The organism is Clostridium sp. DJ247 (assembly GCF_014231265.1).
Genome location: NZ_JABAIW010000016.1, coordinates 55,099 through 76,699, shown reverse-complemented (window position 1 = coordinate 76,699; position 21,601 = coordinate 55,099). Strand labels below are relative to the sequence as shown.

13 protein-coding genes are annotated in these 21,601 nt (G+C 31.0%); 3 read left to right on the top strand and 10 right to left on the bottom strand.

What is annotated here, in order from left to right; translation table 11 throughout:
- Positions 1 to 5: 5 nt before the first annotated feature.
- The 7 genes from HGI79_RS08655 to glyA all read right to left on the bottom strand — a co-directional run bounded on the left by HGI79_RS08655 (position 6) and on the right by glyA (position 16,646).
- A complete protein-coding gene (locus HGI79_RS08655; protein ID WP_185650321.1) occupies positions 6 to 5,450 on the bottom strand; it encodes a cell wall-binding repeat-containing protein in 5,445 nt (1,814 codons plus the stop codon).
- A gap of 208 nt (positions 5,451 to 5,658) precedes the next feature.
- Entirely contained in the window at positions 5,659 to 7,026 is a 1,368-nt protein-coding gene (locus HGI79_RS08650; protein ID WP_185650320.1) for a SpoVR family protein, read from the bottom strand.
- 13 nt (positions 7,027 to 7,039) lie between these two features.
- A complete protein-coding gene (gene yhbH / locus HGI79_RS08645; RefSeq protein WP_185650319.1) occupies positions 7,040 to 8,266 on the bottom strand; it encodes a sporulation protein YhbH in 1,227 nt (408 codons plus the stop codon).
- A 4-nt stretch (positions 8,267 to 8,270) separates the two neighbouring features.
- On the bottom strand, positions 8,271 to 10,193 hold the full coding sequence (locus HGI79_RS08640; protein ID WP_185650318.1) for a PrkA family serine protein kinase: 1,923 nt from the start codon (positions 10,191 to 10,193) through the stop codon (positions 8,271 to 8,273).
- A gap of 550 nt (positions 10,194 to 10,743) precedes the next feature.
- Positions 10,744 to 14,508 (bottom strand): phosphoribosylformylglycinamidine synthase, encoded by a 3,765-nt coding sequence (locus HGI79_RS08635; RefSeq protein WP_185650317.1) that lies wholly within the window; start codon positions 14,506 to 14,508, stop codon positions 10,744 to 10,746.
- A 426-nt stretch (positions 14,509 to 14,934) separates the two neighbouring features.
- Positions 14,935 to 15,183, bottom strand: coding sequence for a hypothetical protein (locus HGI79_RS08630; protein WP_185650316.1), 249 nt, complete (start codon positions 15,181 to 15,183; stop codon positions 14,935 to 14,937).
- A 227-nt stretch (positions 15,184 to 15,410) separates the two neighbouring features.
- A complete protein-coding gene (gene glyA, locus HGI79_RS08625) occupies positions 15,411 to 16,646 on the bottom strand; it encodes a serine hydroxymethyltransferase (protein ID WP_185650315.1) in 1,236 nt (411 codons plus the stop codon).
- Between the two features lie 300 nt (positions 16,647 to 16,946).
- On the opposite strand from glyA, the gene HGI79_RS08620 reads away from it, so the two are divergent.
- Both HGI79_RS08620 and HGI79_RS08615 read left to right on the top strand, forming a co-directional pair.
- Positions 16,947 to 17,702 carry a threonine/serine exporter ThrE family protein gene (locus HGI79_RS08620; RefSeq protein WP_185650314.1) on the top strand — a complete coding sequence of 252 codons (756 nt, stop codon included), beginning with the start codon at positions 16,947 to 16,949 and terminating at the stop codon, positions 17,700 to 17,702.
- A gap of 13 nt (positions 17,703 to 17,715) precedes the next feature.
- Positions 17,716 to 18,183 carry a threonine/serine exporter family protein gene (locus HGI79_RS08615; RefSeq protein WP_185650313.1) on the top strand — a complete coding sequence of 156 codons (468 nt, stop codon included), beginning with the start codon at positions 17,716 to 17,718 and terminating at the stop codon, positions 18,181 to 18,183.
- 209 nt (positions 18,184 to 18,392) lie between these two features.
- Here HGI79_RS08615 and HGI79_RS08610 read toward each other — a convergent pair whose 3' ends face one another.
- A complete protein-coding gene (locus HGI79_RS08610; RefSeq protein WP_185650312.1) occupies positions 18,393 to 19,220 on the bottom strand; it encodes a Cof-type HAD-IIB family hydrolase in 828 nt (275 codons plus the stop codon).
- 353 nt (positions 19,221 to 19,573) lie between these two features.
- On the opposite strand from HGI79_RS08610, the gene HGI79_RS08605 reads away from it, so the two are divergent.
- Positions 19,574 to 20,047, top strand: coding sequence for a DUF4883 family protein (locus HGI79_RS08605; RefSeq protein WP_185650311.1), 474 nt, complete (start codon positions 19,574 to 19,576; stop codon positions 20,045 to 20,047).
- Positions 20,048 to 20,096: 49 nt separating this feature from the next.
- Here HGI79_RS08605 and HGI79_RS08600 read toward each other — a convergent pair whose 3' ends face one another.
- The gene (locus HGI79_RS08600) at positions 20,097 to 20,738 is read right to left on the bottom strand and encodes a lactate utilization protein (protein WP_185650310.1); all 642 of its coding nucleotides are present in this window, start codon (positions 20,736 to 20,738) and stop codon (positions 20,097 to 20,099) included.
- A 562-nt stretch (positions 20,739 to 21,300) separates the two neighbouring features.
- Positions 21,301 to 21,504, bottom strand: coding sequence for a cold-shock protein (locus tag HGI79_RS08595; protein ID WP_185650309.1), 204 nt, complete (start codon positions 21,502 to 21,504; stop codon positions 21,301 to 21,303).
- Positions 21,505 to 21,601 lie beyond the last annotated feature (97 nt).

Sequence of the window (21,601 nt, the reverse complement as noted above, 5' to 3'; positions counted from 1 at the left end):
AGGTGTTACTTTTGTACTAATGAATTTACTGTATCCTTGTTTATTACTCCTTCTCCACCTAACACAATTATATCTGTTATTTTTTGTTTATTTAGTAAATCCTTCTGTGTAGTTATGCTATCATTGTCTATAAGTAATATAGAAGATTTTTTTCTTGCAGCTAATACTGACCCACTTAATGCATCTGGAAAGTCTTTTCCTGAGGATATAGTTATAGTATTAGTGTCCAAATTAAACTTGTCTGCTATAATCATTGAAGTTTCATATCTATCTTTTCCACCCAATCTTACTATATTAATATTTCCATTTAGCTTCTTTATTTGAGCTTCAATGTTAGGACTAAGCACCCCAGTTCCTCCTACCACATAAACAGTTGTTGGCTGTATGTTAGTTATGTTATTAATGATATTTGTTGATAAATTATCCTTATCATTTATTAATACTGGATAACCATTTATGTCAGCTACACTGGATATACTAAGTGCATCAGCAAAATCATTTCCACTGGTAATAACAATTGGAGTCCCTTTTGCTACATTTAAATTTTCAACAATTTTTTGATTTGTTTCATAACGATTCTTACCACCAAGTCTAACTATATTATATCCTTGTGCTGTTAAGTATTTTTCAATTTCCTCATTAACAACACCAGTACCACCTAATAGATATATATTTTTATTTTTACTTAAATTAGATGTAATATAATCTAACACACTCTTACTATCATTAACTGATTTTCCAACTAATAATACTGGTGCATTCTGCTTATATGCTAATAATGAACCCCCTAGTGAATCTGGAAAATTATTTCCTGAAGTTAAAACAACTGCATCTGGTTCTTTATCTGTAAATTGCTCCTTAGCAATTGCTATAGAAGTATCCATTCTATTAGCACCAGCTATTCTTTTTGATACTGCTGGTGATTGGTTTGGCGTTACAGGGGTTCTTGGTGTTGAACTGCCACCCTTACCAGATGATGAATTACTGCTTCCTGATGACGTATTACTTCCTCCAGTTACATAACTAACTTCTGATTTGGCAATTCCTCCAAAAGCATCCCTTGCTTCTGCATACCAACCAGTAGGAGTTGCAGGCACATTATTCCACTGCATTGATGCTTCACTTCCACTTTTTACATTTTCAACTTTACCAATTTCATTATCTGTATATAAGTTAACCTTCATATAATCTGTAGAAACTTTTTTCTCTTTAACGGATAATCCTAAATCATTAAAAGGTATTTCAAATTCCTCCTGACTTACAGGGAACTCTGGAACTTCAGCATCATAATCATCCAGTGATGGAGAATAGGTACGGAATATTATCTTCTGATTCTTTAGGTCAAAGTGCATAAGTCTTATATATCCTTGTCCACCTTCTGCCATAGCCTGATAATCAAATAGAATTTGGTATACCTTACGATCTGAAACTCCATCTCCATTATCATCAAATTCTTCTACTTTCTGATTTGCACTATGATAATGGCCTGAAAATACCATACTAACATTAGGATTTGTTTTTACAACTTCATCGTGAATTCTCTGAGGAATTTCTCCGAAACCTCCAGTTGCCAGTAAATATTCATGAAAATTAAGTATTGCTTTACGATTTGGGTATTGTTTAAGTATACTATTCATCCAAGCTATTTCTTCATCACCAATTCCCCAACCCATATATATCATGATAAAATCAATTCCATCAGAGGATATTAAATCATAATGTCCTCTATTATTTTTATAGCTGCCTCCATACCAAGGATTGTTCTTGTATCTGTCTTCTCCAAAATACTTAGAGTATTCAGTATAGTCCTCAGCTTTATGACCTACATCATGATTACCTGCCAATACGCCGTAAGGGATTCCTGCTTTATCAAACATCTCATAAGCAGCATCAGCACGATTCCACTGTTCCTGCTTATCAGATTCATCAACAATATCTCCTGTGTGGAAAACATACTTGATATTCATTCTATCGCGGTTAGCAAGAATCCAATTATTTATATTCATTTGGTGTTCATACCAGGTTTCATTATAATATTGTGTATCTGATTCCCAAGCTAAAGTAAAATCATAATTTTCTCTAGGAGTGTCATTTGCATTGCCCGTAGGTACATTAACACCTTGTATGTTACTATTGCCATTGTTACTATCACCAATTTGTGAGTTACTGTTCATAAACTCCTGTACAAGTACCTTCATTGTACCATTAGCAACTCTATCTTTTATGTTAACATCAGCATTTAATTCAAAAGCATTATTATCTTCTGCTACATGAGAGATAGCTGTTTCCCAAACACTTGTAGTATAATTCCATACATACATAGCTACTTTGTTATTTGCATTAGAGGAGCCTTTCCACAATATATTTGCTACATAATCATCTTCTGCATCCTGCGGAACTTTTACTTCAAACAAATGATATGGAAATTTATCACTAGATGTATTAGATAACTCTTTACCATCATCACTTTTTATAGAATCAAGATCACTTCCAGTAACCACACTACCATCCATAGGATTATAATCAGTAGCTCCAGATTTTACAGTTATCTCTTTATCAGCCACAGTATACTTGTAACCTTTTTTGAATTTTATTGTCATATCGTCTTGAGTTGGGTCAGAAACACTTACCTTTAAAGTGGCCTCCTTACCATTAAGCTTAGTTCCATCAGCAGGTGAAACTATCTCTGGTTTATTTGGATTTTCTACAGGTGTTGTAAAATTAACAGTTTTTTCAGAAATATTACCCACATTATCTTCTGCTTTTAAGCTAAGTACATGATTGCCTGATGGCAGAGTAACAGATGAGGTATTGTAAGGTAATGTTATTTCTTTTCCATCTAAAGTTGCACTAAGGGATTTTAGTCCTGCAGTGATATCTGGAGCAGATGCATCAATATTAAAATCACCTTTATATTGAGTGTCTGTCATATTAGTTGTAATTAAAGGAGCGGTATTATCAACTTTTACATTGGCGGATATATTATTGCTACCATCCGTTGTTGATATAGAATAGTTTTCACCATCTGTAACCTTTGTTGTATCCCATTGATATTCTAAGGCTTTAAATGCATCATCTGGAACAGTAAAGTTACAATCTAGAACTTCCAACATACCTGCACTATCACCTATATTAATAAGCTTATTGGGATCTAAATACTCTGCAGATCTAAGTTCTCGCCCATCTGGTAATATTAAACGAATATTTTTAACTTGGAAGTTATCATTATTTTCACCATCATTATGTTGAAATGGACTTTTTTTCGTACCTGAATGGATGCTTATCGTAAAAGTCTTACCTTGCTCAAAATATGAAGCTTTTACAGGTACACTCATTGTTTTTACGCTTGAGTAAAGTCCATCATCAAACATTTTAAGTAAATCCGTACCTACTGCAATTCCATTCTTAAAAAATGTATCTGTTTGCGTAACATCAACTGCAAAAACAGGGTCACTTTCTAAAGCATGCTTAGAGGATGAGGTTATATCTTGTCCATTTACTATCAAACTTGCTGAAGATGGATATACATCTTGACTTGCTTTAATAGAAACAGTACCTTTGCCTATGAAAGTATCATCTACATTTAAGCGAAGTGGATTTAAGTTTACATTTGCAACACTTACATGCTGCACTTCTGTTTTAGTAACATTAGTTCCATCCTCAGCTTCGAAATAGTAATCATAATACTTCTTTCCAATAACATCTACTGTACTTAGCACCTTATGAAATGCAGAATCGCTTCCGGCAGTAAGATTATACTTTGTATAATCACTATCAGCACTGCTCTTTAAATATAGATTTACAGTTTTAACACTTGTGTTATCTGTTATTACGGCGTTGATATCAAAATCCTCATCAGGATTAATTTCTGTACCTGATTTAATTTCAATTGATGGTTTTATAGTGTCTTCTAAAATATTTAGTCTATTGGCTGGAACTTGTGACACAGATACAGTTCCAGGAGTAGCATCTAACTTATCCTTATTTACCAAATCATAAGGATTATCTGAATTATAACTATACTGTATTCCTTTATCAGGATCCGTATCATCAACACCATTCATATTGTAAAGTGCCTTTACTATAGGCAAATTTGTATTAGTACATATTTTTATTCCACGTGCTCCAGAATTGGCCATACCAGCTGAATATATACGTACAATGTCTTTATTTTCAACTAAGGATGTTTTAAAATAATTATTAAAGTCATCTACTGTCAATGAATTATTATTACCATTCATAATCCAAAAAACTATTGGCTTACCAGATGGTATTATAATATTTTCAGGAGTGCTTGGCCATAAAACATCACCGCTATCTCCTTTGTCAGGATAATGATACTGAATTTTATAATCTTTAAAATCTACATCTTTGTCAGTATTATTATACACCTCTATGTACTCATAAGCATCTGATCCATTTAAATTAGTTTTAGAGTCTGGAAGCAATTCAGTTATAATAAAAGGTGGCTGATTTTGATCATCAGTTGTTCCAGAATTATCGTTAGTTCCCTGATTAACCGCTATAGAATATTCTTGTGTTTTTTCAACATTAATTCCATCTGAAGCCTCAATATAATATGTAAGACTATAACCTGTAAGCGATGTAGATGGAATTATGCCACTATAGTTATCACTTCCATTATCAGTCATATCAATACTTTTAAAATCAGTATCCTCATCACTTTTGTAGTACAGTTTAGCAGTTTCTACTTTTGTATCATCAGTTATAACTGCATTAATAGCAGCATCCGTTGTAGAATCACTTATATCACCAATTTTTGTATGAACTATTATAGGTGCAGTACTATCAACAGGTGCTTCATCAACACTAATTCCTTCATCAGTACTAAGAGAACAAGGAGATGGTGTGTCTATAGTCTTTTGTGCTGCTATAGTAGAATTTCCACTATACTTGTAATGAGCACTTTTAGTATCATCACTTGCATCAGTACCTACATATGATGCTGAACTTAGTTCTGTACCATCATCTTTTTGTATATGTATAGTACGTGGACTTGTATTAGCCATTCCTTTTCCACAAGGCATTTTTATTATGTATTTATCATCAACTGTAGAAGTAATATTAAAAGTATTTCTAAAATCAGTTGAATTAAGACTTGAGTTTGACCCGTTGTCAACCCAAACTACAAAAGCTGTTTTTGCTGGTATTTCTACATCAGCATTAATGTCCCAGGTAAGACTTGGAGTGCTATTTTGGTAATCGTAAATAATCTTGTAGTCTTTTGCATTAATAGTGCTTTCTGAATTATTATACAGCTCAATGAACTCATAGGCATCAGCACCATTTTCATTTTTAGTATTTGGCATTAGCTCCGTAACAAGTAATGCTGGTTCATCAGCTGCTAAAGCTTTCATGGGAACATGTGCAAAGTTTAAAATTAATGCTGTGGCTAATATTGCTGCTATCTTTTGTTTTGAACGTTTCAAATTCTTTTCCCCCTCGTATAATTAATTAATTAATAAATGATATTATAAACATTTAAGGTAAAATAAATATTGTTACTATGTTATTATACTGTTAATTTGGTACTATTTACCTATATTTTAAATAATTAAGGCATATCATCAAGTTAAAACTTGATGATATGCCTTACTCTATAGATATTACAAAGACTATATTTAATTTGTATAAACTTTATTCATAAGTTACTTTCTTATCTTCAGTACAAACAACTTTAGTATCTTTTCCATTCATATTTGTTTCCAAAATAACTCTATGCCTCCACAAGTCCACAACATGTTTCAAAGTTTCCACTGCATATTGTAATTGAAGCTCTCTTCCATCAAAAATATGTTCTAAAGTTAGAGTTTTATCCGACCTTGACATATCTATAACTCTTATATTTGGTATAGAACCCATACCGCAACTATTACTTAAAGTGTTTCTTATCTCTCTCCAACCTTCGTCATCAGATATTTCTTCTATAACATAGTTTTTGTCTTTTTTAACATATTGAAATAAATTCAGGTTTTCACATAGCTCTTTTGTTAGGTATCTTCTTAAGAAAGATTCGTCTCTTTCTAATAGTCTTACTTCAAATATTTTTTCAATGCCATACTTTTCTACTAAATCTTTGTATATTTCAAAACCTAAGAAGTATGGATTTATACTGCCTTGAATGGGCACCACTACATCGTTATGTCTTTTAATAAATTCTATATGAAGCTTTTGAGGTAAGTCTAAGCTTTTTAAAGTAGTATAGTGCCAATAACTTGCCCAACCTTCATTCATAATTTTAGTTTCTATCTGTGGTAAAAAATACCTAGCCTCATCTCTAACTATTTCAATAACATTCTTCTGCCACTCAGCTAAATCACTATGCTTAGCTATAAACCCTAATAAATCTTCCGTAGGTTCTTGAGGTATTTTATCCACATTAGGTGGCTCATGTTTTACTTTAGGTAATATAATACTCTGATATACATCTTTATTCTTATAGTCTTCCATCTTCCTTCTTCTAATTTCTTCATCACTTAAATGTTTTACTCCTACAGTCCTATCTGATTGATATTTTAGCGCATGTGCTGCATTTAGCATTTTTTCTACTTCAACATAGCCTATACTAGGATCATTTATATAAGATCTTATAATATCTGCGTGATTTTTAAACATTTCTACCGTATATTTAGCATTAGTAGCTTCCTTAAATAATCTATTGTTTTTAAAAAAGTCATTATGTCCATATACGTGTGCAATAGTCAATATTTGAAGAAGCAAGGTATTATCCTTCATAAGATATGCAATACAAGGATCTGAATTAATTACCATCTCATAAGGTAACCCTGTTAAATTATAATTATAGAGAGTCCTCTGCTTTTCATAAGCTTTACCAAAACTCCAATGAGGATACATAGAAGGCATTCCAACGTAAACTTCATATGCCAGCATGTCATTGTAGTTTATAATTTCAAATTCTTGAGGGTAGTAGTTAAGGCCAAACTCTTTGACCTTTTCTTCTATGATTTCATTCCAATTCTCCAAATCTCCTACAGTGTATTCCAAGCCCTCACCCCCGCTAATTTATATCATTTTTTATATCTACTGTAAGCATATCCTTAAGTGCATCCCACATATCTTCTTTTTTCTTCATAGCTACTGATACAAAGTTACTTCTTTTAACTTCATTAGCATATCTTTTCTTTATGGCACTGGTATATCCGTAAGCCATAATTTCTGCATATCCGAATAAATTACAAGCATCACATAGGCTGTTGGCTGCCTTAACAGCTCTGTCATTATCTTCACTCCAGTTATCTCCATCACTAACATGGAAAGCATAAATATTCCACGTAGCTGGGTTGTACCTTTCTTTTATTATATCTAATGCTTTACTATATCCACTAGATATATAAGTTCCACCAGATTCTACCTTATGAAAGAATTCTTGTTCAGTAACAATCTTTGCAGCAGTAGAATGGGCAATAAACACTACCTCTACGCTTGAATATTTCATCTTCACAAATTGATATAACATAAAGAAAAATGATCTAGCCAAGTATTTTTTATTTTGATCCATAGATGCAGATGTATCCATTATGCATAAAACCACCGCATTATATTCTCTTTTTTTAACAGGTTTTACTCTGTAATACCTTAAGTCATCCTCTTTAAAAGGGAATCTTCCTATAAGTTCATTATTTTCTACTTCAAATTGGTTTAATATATCCTCATTAATTCCCTTTCTACTGTCTTCTTCTTTAATTGCCTTCTTCATTCCCTGTTTTCTTTTCATTTTTTCAATTACTGTACGTTTTTTTGCCAATCTAGGAGGGATACCACTTTTTTGGTATCCACATTTTTTCTTAGAACCATCAGATAATATCTCGGAAAATTTCTTTTTTGTTAAGTTTGGTAGGTTTAAGTCTTGAAATATATACTCCATAATATCTTCTATGGTTATTTCAGTTTCATATATATCTTCACCTTCATCATTGCCAGCTCCTTTATTACCAGCGCCATTGGCATTGCCTTCTTTTTCTGTACCAATTACATCTCCTCTTTTTTCTGTACCATCTCCACTGCCTACTCCAGAAGAGTTTTTTCCATATACAAATTGATATTCTTTTAATCCTCTTATAGGAATTTTTATTTTTTTATTTTTTGTCTGTCCTACAATACTTTCTTCTGATAGAATATCTACTAAATTTTTCTTTATAGAATCTTCTACCAACTCTTTATGTCTTCTTCTATCCTCAGCGGCTCTGTCATGCCCTATAGGATTAAATTCTCTGAATACTGCCATATCATCAATCCTTCCATAGATTATTAGCAGCGTATTTTAATATAACATCGCAGCAATGGTCACAATATCCATTCTTTTTCATTTCTTCTACCATAGAATTATATTTTCTATCCTGATCTTTATCCCTAACTTTAGTTTTAGTAACTATACGAGACATTTCTCTTACAGATGTAGTTATTTTCTTTTCTATAGCTTCCTTTAAAGGTTCATAACATGTATATTCAATATTTCCACCTTTTCTAATTAGATAGAACATATATGATGTTACATCAGATCTAAAACCTTTTGCTGACCCCTCCGATATTCCTATTTGTTCTTCTATAGAACGCATAAACTTTTCATCAGGTTCTAATTGTTCTCCAGTAGATCTATCCTTAATTTTGGTTTTATTTACATAAGCTTCTGCATGATCTAAATAGTTATTAAACAGACTTTCTGCTTGTTCTCTAAAGCTTTGAATAAATGCCTTCGTAATTTCTTTTTCTAAAACTTTATTATATTCTTTCCTTATAGTATCCTGTATAAATCCAAGGTATTTTTTTCTTATATCATCTGCTATATCTAGATTCTTTACAGACTTAATTATACTTTCCATAACGCTTAATGGATTGATACAATTATGTTCTGAATCTGAAAGAGCATTATCTATAGCTTTAATTATAAATCTAGTAGATATACCATCCATACCTTCTGTTAATCCGGCCTCTTCTCTAAGTTCAGTAATATCTATCTTTTTAGTAGTACCCTTCTCAACAATTTCCTCACCGTTATATATCTTCATTTTTGTTAAAGTATCCACTTTATTAGATGGTGCAAGTCTAGTAAGGATAGCAAACATAGCAGCTACTTCAATAGTATGAGGAGCAATATGTGCTGTGAAAGTACTCTTTTTTATGATTTTTTCATATATCTTTGTTTCTTCGTTTAATTCTAAACAATATGGAACTTCCACTTTAACAATTCTGTCAAGAATTGCTTCATTAGTATGATCTGACTTAAACTTGTGCCATTCTGCTTCATTGGAGTGTGCTATTATAACTCCATCAAAGTATATCATGGAACCTTTTCCTGGAGACGGTATAGATTTTTCTTGAGTAGCTGTTATAACTGTATGAAGATACTCCACATCATTTTTAAATACTTCAATAAATTCTACTAAACCCCTATTACCTACATCAAAAGCTCCATTTAATGATAATATACGAGGATCATCCTCTGAATATAAATCCATCTTTGAAATATCTACAGATCCTACAAGCACTGAAGTATCTTGGTTATTAGGATCCACCGGAGGTACCACCCCTATTCCTTTTCTAGATCTTATTGAAAAACCTGTTTTAACTACTGGAAAATTTTCATAGTGCCCTTTAAACTCTTCCTTTAGTCTATGTCTGCATACAGGACATAAATCTCCTTCAATTCTAATACCAAGAGTTTGTTCAAACTCTTTTCTTATATGCTTCGGAACTAAGTGAAGAGGTTCTTCTCTCATAGGGCATCCTTTTAAAGCATATATAGATTCACTAGATTCTAAAGCCTTTTTTAAAGATTCTACAATTGAAGATTTACCAGATCCAACAGGACCTACTAAGTAAAGTACCTGTCTTGACTCTTCACCTTCCATGGCTGCTGAATAAAAATAATTTACTATTTTCATTAAGGTTTTATCAATACCATAAAAATCATTCTTAAAAAAATTGTAACTCTTTATTGTTTCATTACCATATATTTTTCTTATTCTTACATTTTCTTCTGGTTTTAAGATCTCCATACCTGATTTAGTTATAATATCATACATTCTTCTATGAGCTAACTGCGCAATCTTTGGATCTTGTTTCAAAACTTGTAGATAATCTAAAAATGTACCCTCAAAATCATCATTTTTTCTTTTCTCTCTATCTTTTTCTATTAACTCTTTAAAATCCATTTTCTAACCCCCATTAAAAGTGATATCTAAGAAAAACACTATGAAGTCTATAAATATATCTCTTTTGATATACCTTTGTTGTATTTATATTATTTTTTTACTATTTTTAGAACAAAGTTAATTTTTAAAAACTTAGAAAATTGATGTAAAGCAATGACTAGAATAGAAAAAGATAAGTCTTGTAATACTTTAGATTCCTTTAAAATAGTATCATAACAGCAGTTTGTTATAATATTTTTTATTTTTTTGCAAAAAGAAAAAGAACTAGTTTATTTTTATATACACTAGTTCTAACTTTATTATAATATGAGTAAAAAAGTTACATTAATATTATTGCCTTATAAATAAAAATTATACTCATAAAGATCTATAGGATTCCTGCAAGGAAATTAAACTTACACGTAAGGATATATTACCAATGTTGAAGTCACATTTAAAGATTTTTCTCTCATTTGAGCTTTAGACTAATTAAAAATATTTAACGTGACGAAACATGGTAATATATCCGGTGGTATAAGTTTAATTTTCACGCTTGAACCTATAATGTTTCTTATTTAAAATAGTTAACTCCGGCTTCAAATATTTTTTGGTCTTTATCTCCTAAAATATTTTTCATAACATTGTTTCCAGTTCTTTCTGAGTGAGCCATCTTACCAAATACTCTTCCATCTGGGCTAGTTATTCCTTCTACAGCATAAACAGAACCATTTGGGTTAAATCTGTTGTCATAGGTTGGGTTGCCATTAAAATCAACATATTGAGTAGCCACTTGGCCCTTTGCTATAAGGCTTTTTATAACATCATCACTAGCTACGAATCTTCCTTCTCCATGAGATACTGGTACTGAATGTATATCTCCCACGTTAACATTACTTAACCATGGTGAAAGGTTAGATGCAATCCTTGTGCTTACTACTTGGGATACGTGTCTTCCTATCTTATTATAAGTAAGAGTAGGACACTCTTCATCTATATCTCTTATTTCACCGAAAGGAACTAATCCTAGCTTAATAAGTGCTTGGAAGCCGTTACATATTCCTAACATTAATCCATCTCTGTTATTTAATAAGTCCATAACAGCTTCTTTTATTTCAGGATTTCTAAATACTGTAGCTATAAACTTACCTGAACCATCAGGCTCATCTCCAGCACTAAATCCACCTGGCAGCATAATTATTTGAGAAGATTTTATTGCTTCAGCCATATAGTGTATAGATTCTTCAATATGCCTTCCTGTTAAATTATTTAAAACCACAGTTTTAACTTCTGCTCCAGCTCTTTTGAAAGCTCTTTCAGAATCATATTCACAGTTAGTACCAGGGAATACTGGTATAAATACTCTTGGTTTTGCAATTTTTATAGTAGGAGTCTTTACATTTTGTGTTTTAAATTCTACCTTTTCTATTTTTCCATCAATTTCTTCAGTGTTAACAGGAAAAATATTTTCAAGCTGACTTTCCCAAACATGAATCATATCATCAATATTTATTCCTATACCATTTAAAGTAATTGCTGCTTCCTTTTGAGTGTTTCCTAAAACAGTATATTCAATTCCTTGTAACTCTTTATCTAAATCTATATTTTTATCTAGCTCCAATATAATGGAACCATATTGTGGTGAAAGCAAGTATTCTGAATTCACATCTAAAGTAAAGTTCATACCTATTTTGTTACCAAAACTCATTTTACTTATTGCTGCAGCAACTCCGCCTTCTTTTACTGTACTAGCAGCCAATACTTTTCCTTTACTAATCATAGAACTTACAGCATGGAAGTTTTTCTTTAACACATCAAAATTAGGGATATCATATTCATCTCTTGTTACTGGTATAATCACTACATTACTTTCTTCTCTTTTAAATTCTGGTGATATTACATTTTTTACATTAACAGCTGCTACAGCAAATGATACTAAGGTTGGAGGTACATCAATATCTTTAAAGCTTCCAGACATACTATCTTTTCCTCCAATAGCTGCTATGCCTAACTGTTTTTGTACATGTAAAGCACCTAGTAGAGCTGACATAGGTTTACCCCATCTTATTGGATCCTCTCCTAATCTTTCAAAGTACTCTTGGAAAGTTAGTCTTGTTTTACTTAGTTCTCCTCCACAAGCTATAATTTTTGCTACAGATTCGATTACAGCATATATAGCTCCATGGAAAGGACTCCACTTAGCAATTTTAGAATTATATCCATAAGTCATAATAGTTCCTGTAGTTGTTTCTTTGCCTAAAACAGGAAGTTTTGCTACCATACCTTCTGAAGGTGTAAGTTGATATTTTCCTCCTAATGGCATTAAAACTGTTCCTGACCCTATAGTACTATCAAATCTTTCTATAAGACCCTTCTGACTGCATATATTTAAATTCTTTAAAGTATTTAATAAAGTTTCTTTTAAATCTGCATTATTTGTTTTATTCTTAAAGTAATTTTCACTTTCCTTAGGCGCTGTTACTTTTACTTTAGTCTTACCTCTTACTCCATTGGTATTTAGGAAATCTCTGCTTAAATTTACAACATAGTTTCCTTTCCAATGTAATCTTAATCTTCTTTCTTCAGTTACTTCTGCAACAGTTACAGCTTCAAGATTTTCTTCTTCTGCATATTTTATAAACTTAGCTTCATCTTCCTTTGCCACTACAACTGCCATACGTTCTTGGGATTCAGATATAGCAAGCTCAGTACCATCTAGTCCTTCATACTTTTTAGGTACTAAGTCAAGATTTACATTTAATCCATCTGTAAGTTCTCCAATAGCTACAGACACTCCACCAGCTCCAAAGTCATTACATCTTTTAATTAAAGTACTTACTTCCGTTTTTCTAAATAATCTTTGTATTTTTCTCTCTGTAGGAGCGTTTCCTTTTTGTACTTCAGAACCACAGGTTAATATAGAAGTTTCTGTATGTTTTTTTGATGAACCCGTAGCTCCACCACAGCCATCTCTTCCTGTTCTTCCGCCTAGTAAGATTACTATATCTCCTGCTACAGGTGTCTTTCTTACTACATTGTCTTTAGGTGCTGCACCAATAACTGCACCTACTTCCATTCTCTTTGCAACATATCCCTCATCATATATTTCTGCAACTTGACCTGTTGCTAAACCAATTTGATTACCATAAGAACTATATCCATGAGCAGCTCCCACAGTAATTTTCTTCTGAGGAAGTTTTCCTGGTAATGTATCTTCAATTTTAGTTCTTGGATCTGCACTACCTGTAACTCTCATTGCTTGGTAAACATAGGATCTTCCTGATAAAGGATCTCTAATTGCTCCTCCAAGGCAAGTTGCAGCACCACCAAAAGGCTCAATTTCTGTTGGGTGATTGTGTGTCTCATTCTTAAACATTACAAGCCACTTTTCATTTGTATTTTCTATATCCGCATCAACAACTATGCTGCAAGCATTAATTTCATCTGATTCATCTAAATCATCTAACAATCCTTTTTTCTTAAGCTCTTTCATTCCTATAACAGCTATATCCATTAAACACATAGGTTTTTTATTATCTTTATATAATTCTTCTCTGGTGTTCAAATATTCTTCATAACTGTTTCTAATTGGGTTTGATAAATTACCTTCTTCTATTTCAACTTCTGTTAACTCTGTAGAAAATGTAGTATGTCTACAATGATCTGACCAATAAGTGTCTATTACTTTAATTTCAGTAATAGTTGGATTTCTCTTTTCTTCATCTCTGAAGTAGCTTTGACATAATTTTAAATCCTCAAAAGCCATAGCTAAGCCATTGTCTTCCATAAACTTCTTTAAAGATTCATCACTAAGATCTATAAATCCATTTAAAATTTCCACTGAAGCAGGAATACTTACTTCCATTTCTAAAGATTCTGGTTTTTCTAGAGAAGCTTCTCTAGAATCAACGTTATTTATACAATAATTCTTTATCTTAACAAATTCTTCATCAGTTATACTGCCTTCAGCCACATATATTTTCCCTGATAAAATGTTCGGCTTTTCATTTTGGGTAAGTATTTGAATGCACTGTGATGCAGAATCAGCTCTTTGATCATATTGTCCTGGTAGATATTCAACTGCAAACACTCTTTCATTTTCAGCCACCTGAATGTTTTCCTCATAAACTTTATCTACAGTTTTCTCTGAGAAAATAGTATACTTTACTTTCTCATATTCTTCATCTGATATACCGGATATATCATATCGGTTAACTATTCTAATATTCTTTAAGCCTGCAATACCTAAACTTTCTTTTAAATCTTTAAGCATATGCTGTGCTTCAACATCAAATCCAATTTTCTTTTCAACCAATAGTCTTTTAACTTTATTATTCATATCATTTCTCCTTATTATAAAATTTACGAACATTTCTATACATATTTTAAGGATAATTCGTATAAATTATATCATAAATCTACAGTTTTATAAATATTTTAAGTTAATATTTTATAATTATATTCATATTTTCTTGTAGAAACGTTGCGTTAAGTTACATATCTTGGAAATTTAGACCTTGTTTAGTTAATAAAATATGCTGCAAGTGAAGAGTTCACACCGAAATACTCTTGAATAGATTTTTTTGAAAGATTTTCATCCACTATAAGTTATACAATGACATAAAGTATTTATAATTCTAAAATAACATTAATTTATCCATAAGTATAGTGGTTAATTTTGAGGATAGAACTTAAATAAAGAGCAATAGTAGATTTTTTGGCTAAAAACCTACTATTGCTCTTTTTTATATTTAAATACTTTATATCAACTTTTTATTTTTCCTACCATTAATATTTCTTTTACATCTTTACCTAAGTTCTTTATATTGCTATAAAACAGGTTTCCTCTCGAAACAATACCTTTTACAACTTGCCCTGTTATAATTTTTACCTCTGAGCTTTCCCCTATATTGCAGTCATTTATACAGTTTCCCCTAATAAAGATTTTTACAGGAATTTTTTCATTACAATAAACCACTTGTTCAACTTCAATCCAGTTTCCTTTTTTTATCATATAGTCCCCATCCTTTTACACAATTTTTTGAAATAAGTTCTATTAATTATATGCCTGTAATGTTTTAAATATTATATAACTTAGTTTCACTTTATCCGATGACTACCCACTCTAATACTCCCGTCTAATGTAAGTTTCACTTTATTACATAATAAATGAAAAGCACTGATAACAAAATATCAGTGCTTACTTATAAAAACTATTCTGTTTATGCTTGTTATTAATACTTATTCATATACTGGAAATTTACTGCATAGTTCATATACTTGTTCTTTTATATTGGATAAATCTTTATCCCTATTTTCTAAAGTGTAGTTTATGAAGTATGCTATCTTTTTCATTTCCTCTTCTTTAAAGCCTCTTGTTGTTACAGCAGGTGTTCCAATTCTTAATCCACTAGTAACAAATGGGCTTAATGTTTCAAAAGGTATAGTATTTTTGTTAACAGTAATGCCTACTTCATCTAGTAGTTTCTCTGCATCTTTTCCTGTTATATTTTTATCTGTTAAATCTATAAGAATAAGATGGTTATCTGATCCACCTGATACAAGTCTAAAACCATAGTTAGTTAACTCTTCTGCTAAAACCTTACAGTTCTTAATTACTTGCTTAATATATTCTTTATAATCATCTTTTAATGCTTCTCCAAAACATACTGCTTTTCCTGCAATAACATGCATAAGTGGACCACCTTGAATTCCTGGGAATACAGTCTTATCTATATCTTTTGCGTATTTTTCTTTACAGATTACTGCACCACCTCTTGGTCCTCTTAAAGTTTTATGTGTTGTAGTAGTAACAAAATCTGCATATGGTACTGGTGACATATGTTCTCCTGCTGCAACTAAGCCAGCTATATGAGCCATATCTACCATCATATAAGCTCCGACTTCATCACATATTTCCCTTATTTTTTTAAAATCTAATTCTCTTGGATATGCACTTGTTCCTGAAACAATCATTTTAGGCTTAGTTTTTAATGCTAATTGTCTTAGTTCTTCATAATCTATACGTTCAGTTTCTTTACTTACTCCATAAGAAACAAAATTATAAAGTTTTCCAGAAAAACTAGCCTTACTTCCATGAGTTAAATGACCACCATGACTTAAGTCCATTCCAAGTACTGTATCTCCTAAATTTAGAACAGCCATATAAACAGCCATATTAGCCTGAGAACCTGAATGTGGTTGAACATTAACATGTTCTGCACCAAATAATTCTTTCATTCTATCTCTTGCTAAATCTTCAACTATATCAACTACATGACAACCTCCATAATATCTTTTACCTGGAAGTCCTTCAGCATATTTATTTGTAAGAAAAGATCCCATAGCTTCCATTACTGACTTGCTAGTAAAATTCTCAGAAGCTATAAGTTCTATACCTTTTTCTTCTCTTTCCAACTCTCTTTCCACTGCATCGAAAATTTCTTTATCAGTTGCTTTTAGGTTTTCAAAATTCATTTATTTATCCCCTCTCTTTATTCTTATATACTAAGATATTCTAGTATAAAATTATACTCTTTATTACTAATTTCAGGCAACACTTATTTTATTATTATAATAGTTTTTAATTACTATTAATAATCCCTTAAAGAAAATTATAAAATTATTTTTACTAATTTGCAAGTTTTTTGTAGCATAGTATATTTTTATAAAATTCAAAAAAAACTATTAATTAAATTCATATATTTTTATGATATAATACTTATAGAATTAAAATGAAATTTTTTATTCATGATTTATAACAAGGAGAACGAAATTATGGATATTAATAGAATAATAAATGTAGCAGCTTATGCTGGAAAAATAATGTTAGAAAGCGGTGCAGAAATATATAGAGTTGAAGAAACTATTACAAGAATATGTGAAGCTTGCAATATAAAGAACGCAACTCCTTTCGTAACGCCTACTGTAGTAATGGTATCTGCATCAAATCAATATGGTCAAACTATTACTCTTATAAAAAGAGTGAAAAGCAGAACTGTAAATTTAGAAAAAATATGTGAAGTTAACGATATTTCTAGAAACATAAGAAATAAAGGTTTAACCTTAAATTTCATAGAGAAGAAGCTGAAACAGGTTGAGCTTTGTAAACCATATAGTAATAGCATCAATATATTAATGTCTGGAATTGTAGCTTCATCTTTTACCTTAGTTTTTGGAGGCAACACTAAGGATTTTTTAGTTTCTTTAGCTATAGGTTGTATAATTAAATTAGCATCAATATTTTTGAGCTTGCTACAAACTAATGAATTTTTTATAAATATAATTTGCGGTTCAATGACTGCTATACTAGCTTTAGTCTCTACATATTTGAATGTAGGTACTCATTCTGACAAAATCATAGTAGGATCTATAATGCTTCTTGTTCCTGGTCTTGCTATAACAAATGCTATAAGGGATACTATAGCTGGCGATTTAATATCTGGAATTACTCGAGCCATTGAAGCTGTTTTAATAGCTGTAGGAATTGCTATAGGAACAGGAGTGGTTCTTAAATTTTGGTTCTTTATATAGGAGGTGTTTAGTCTTGCTATTAAATTCATTTTATGCCTTAGTAGCAACCTTTGGGTTTGCAGTTATGTTTAATATAAAAGGTAAAAATCTAGTTTTTGCTTCACTTGGTGGAGGTCTTAGTTGGCTCATCTACCTATTAGCTTTTGATCACTTGGGATTTTCTAATGTTGGCTCTTTTTTCATAGCATCAGCTATTGCTTCCACCTATTCCGAAATTGCAGCACGTTTACTAAAAACTCCAGTGACTACCTTTATTATTTGTGCAATTATTCCATTGGTTCCAGGAGGTGGGATGTACAACACTATGTTTCAGTCAATTCAGGGAAATATTACTGAATCTTTAGGGCTGGGTATCCAAACTCTGTCTATAGCCGGTACAGTTGCTGTTGCTTCATTCTTTGTATCATCTATAGCAAAAGCCATTGTATTGTTTAGAAGAAGACTAAAATTAAATTTTTATAAAAATAATAAAATTAGATAAAAAGCTTCAATTTACTGTATAAGTTGAAGTCTTTTATCTAATTTATATTAATAAATATAGTACTCTCTATAAGAAAACAAAATACTATGTTTTATGCCATGACTACCTACCTAACACTCCTATATTTATATGAAACTTCTATTCCTATGATTAGAGAATTACTCACAAAGTAGATGACCATGTAAAAATCATAGATTTGGACTCTCTGTTTATTTTAATATAACTTTTTCAACTATTTCTCCAATGGCTCCATTGTTGTTATCCTTGTTAGTAATATATGCTGCATACTTTTTTACTATGTCCCTAGCATTGCTTACAGCAATTCCAAATCCTGCACATTTGATCATACTTATATCATTTTCATCATTTCCTACAGCGATACATTCATCTATTGAAACTCCATAATGGTTAGCTAATATTTTTAGGCCATTACCCTTAGATACACCTTTACTAATTATTTCGATGTTCTCTGCTCCCGATTTTGTAGTCTCTAGCCCTTCCACTTTGTCTATTCTGTTTCTAAGTTCCTCTAAATAATCTAAATCTTTATCTATAACTACTATTTTATAAAAGTCAGAACTGGAATTTGCTATGTACTCTTTTGAATCTGAAACCAATCTAATATCAGTTCTAAATCTTCTATCTAGACTTCTGCTAAAATTATAAAGATGCTCTATAGCGTAACTAAATTGTTCACCATATATTAATTTCTCATCATAGAAATGAAAGTATGTATCTTTTTTTTCTCTTAAAATGTCTATAACTTGTAATGTGGATTTTCTATCTAAGCTCTCTGATAGAATAGCATTTCTATTTTCATCAAGAATAACAGCACCGTTACAACAAATCATAGGTTGACTTTTAGCTATGGTTTCTTCATAAAATTTCAGACCACAGGGCATCCTTCCTGAACATACTACAAATTTAATTCCAGATTTTACAGCCTTATGTATCATACTTAAATTATAATCTGATATATATTTGTCATCATTTAGCAGCGTTCCATCCATATCAACTGCCATAATTTTATATTTCAAATCTACTTACCTCCAAATTTATTTTATCCGATGACTACCCGCTCTAACACTCCCATCTTTATAGGAAACTCCTCTTCAGAGGAGTACTCACAGAGTAAGCGACCATATCAAAATCACAGATTTTGTATGTCTGCTTAACCGATTCGCACAAAATCACAGATTTTGGCTGTATGCTGGATTAGTTCATCAATGCGCTTCTTAACTTTATTCTAATAAAACTTATATGCGTTCAAATACTTTGAATTATACACTAAAATCTATATGTTATATGTATAAGTATCATACTTAATTGTACTAAAAATCTAATTATTTTCATAATTTAATTTAGAACAATTTATGTTAGGGTGGTGACATTGAAAAAAGTAGTACTTTTTTCCTGTACATTATTTATTATAACTATCTTATTAGTAGGTTGCAATTATAACCTTAATAATATTAGTTTCAAAAAAACTAAACCTAATAATTTTTATTACACAAATATTTTAGCTAAAAACTTTACTTTAGAAACTTCTTATAAGGGAACTATCCTAGATAGTAACTTTTATAAAGAAAAGGAATTAACTAAAGAAAATATGGATATTATAAAAGCTATGTTAAAAGCTCTAAATAAAAGTAATTTTATATTAAAACCTAAAGACCTACCTAGTAAACCTTCCTATAAAATGGTTTTAACCTTCAAAAAGGATAAGTTAGTAATCAATGTTTATAACGAAAAATACTTAACTATTTACCCTTGGGATGGAGATTATCCTATGGACTACATAGATATGACTAATATACCAGCTTCGTTAAATTTATATAGTTTAAGTAAATATATTTTTAATTAGCTAAATTTCAAGTTTAGAAACTTATTAAAAAGGACCTTAAAGGTCCTTTTTAATATCCCAATTCCTTACCAACAATTATTACTTTTATTCTGTCTTTGTTGCCTTGTTTTCTTATAAGCACATAGTCGTTACATATTCTATCTTCGCTGCTGCATTCCATGCAATGTCCCGCTTTTGTACATGGAGTATTCTTATTCAAACGTTTTGCATTAGCTGGAGCTGCATATTCCCTATTACGTTTTATAGCTTCATCTAAATCTCTTACAATTTTATTTACGCCAACTATTACTATTACCTTATCTGGACCATAGATCATTGCTGCTACTCTATTTCCGTTTCCATCTACATTATACAACTCACCATTCTCAGTTACTGCATTACTGCTAACCACATAAGCATCTGCAAAAAAAGTTTTTCTATAAATATTTTTCATGTCTTCTGGAGTCAAGTTTTCTTCATATCTATCTAGAAAATTGTATTTTCCATTTCTCAAAAAATCTATTACACCAGTTTCGAAAAGTGTCATAGATCCTCCTACAGATACTGTATCTCCTTCTTTTATAAATTGTGCTGCTTTTTCAAGTACAGCATTTTCATCTTCTACATAGCAAGCTTCCATATTGTTTTTCTTTAGATTTTCAATGACTTTTTTAACCTTCTGTTCTACTACCCATTTAATATTGCTATCCATTATTATTCCCCCTGTTTTTTATTCTATAATTTAGTATAAAAAAAACAGGAACATTTTTCAACTTGTCTATTTTAGATATTTGTTAAAATTATAAAAAACCTTACATTTATTTTACAACTATAGGTACGGAACTTTTAAATTTAACTTATACGTAGGAATATGCTGCCAAAACTGTAGGCACATTTAAAAACTTTTAATCAGTCTTAGTGAAGTGTTTTTGAAAATCTTAGAAGCTTTGATATGGTTGAAAGCCTGAATAGCTTTCAACCATATCAAAGCTTCTTTTAAATCTATTATGAAACTACTCTTCCTATGGTCAGAGTAGTGCTCACAGAGTAAGCGACCATATCAGAATCACAGATTTTGTATGTCTGCTTAACCGATTCGCACAAAATCACAAATTTTGGCTCTCTGCTTAAACACGAACTTTAGACTGATTAAGAGTTTTTAACGTGCCGAAGTTTGGCAGCATATTCGGTCGTATAAGTTAAATTTCAGGCGTGGTTATCTATATATACTAATTAGAATATAAACAAAAGGATGCCTTGTTAGCATCCCTTAACTACATTTTTTGGACATTTATTGCTTGTAATCCTTTTGGAGTTTCAACTGTATCATACATAACTTGCTGTCCTTCACTTAAGTCTTTTCTTTTTCCTTCCTCTTTTATAGCAGAGTAATGCACAAATACATCATTACCGTTATCTCCAGATATAAAACCAAATCCTTTTTCATCATTAAACCATTTCACTACACCGGTTAGCATAAGTATACTACCTCCTAATATGTTGTTTAAGTCATTTATAAAAGTCAACTATTCAAATATTTCATTATATGAAAATTAATCTTTAATTCAACATGAC

Bases quoted from the DNA above. Each gene is read 5' to 3' on its own strand.
- HGI79_RS08635 (WP_185650317.1), bottom strand. From the start codon at position 14,508: ATGAATAATAAAGTTAAAAGACTATTGGTTGAAAAGAAAATTGGATTT.
- yhbH (WP_185650319.1), bottom strand. From the start codon at position 8,266: ATGGCAGTATTCAGAGAATTTAATCCTATAGGGCATGACAGAGCCGCT.
- HGI79_RS08640 (WP_185650318.1), bottom strand. From the start codon at position 10,193: ATGGATTTTAAAGAGTTAATAGAAAAAGATAGAGAGAAAAGAAAAAAT.
- HGI79_RS08600 (WP_185650310.1), bottom strand. From the start codon at position 20,738: ATGGATAGCAATATTAAATGGGTAGTAGAACAGAAGGTTAAAAAAGTC.
- HGI79_RS08620 (WP_185650314.1), top strand. From the start codon at position 16,947: ATGGATATTAATAGAATAATAAATGTAGCAGCTTATGCTGGAAAAATA.
- HGI79_RS08630 (WP_185650316.1), bottom strand. From the start codon at position 15,183: ATGATAAAAAAAGGAAACTGGATTGAAGTTGAACAAGTGGTTTATTGT.
- HGI79_RS08595 (WP_185650309.1), bottom strand. From the start codon at position 21,504: ATGCTAACCGGTGTAGTGAAATGGTTTAATGATGAAAAAGGATTTGGT.
- glyA (WP_185650315.1), bottom strand. From the start codon at position 16,646: ATGAATTTTGAAAACCTAAAAGCAACTGATAAAGAAATTTTCGATGCA.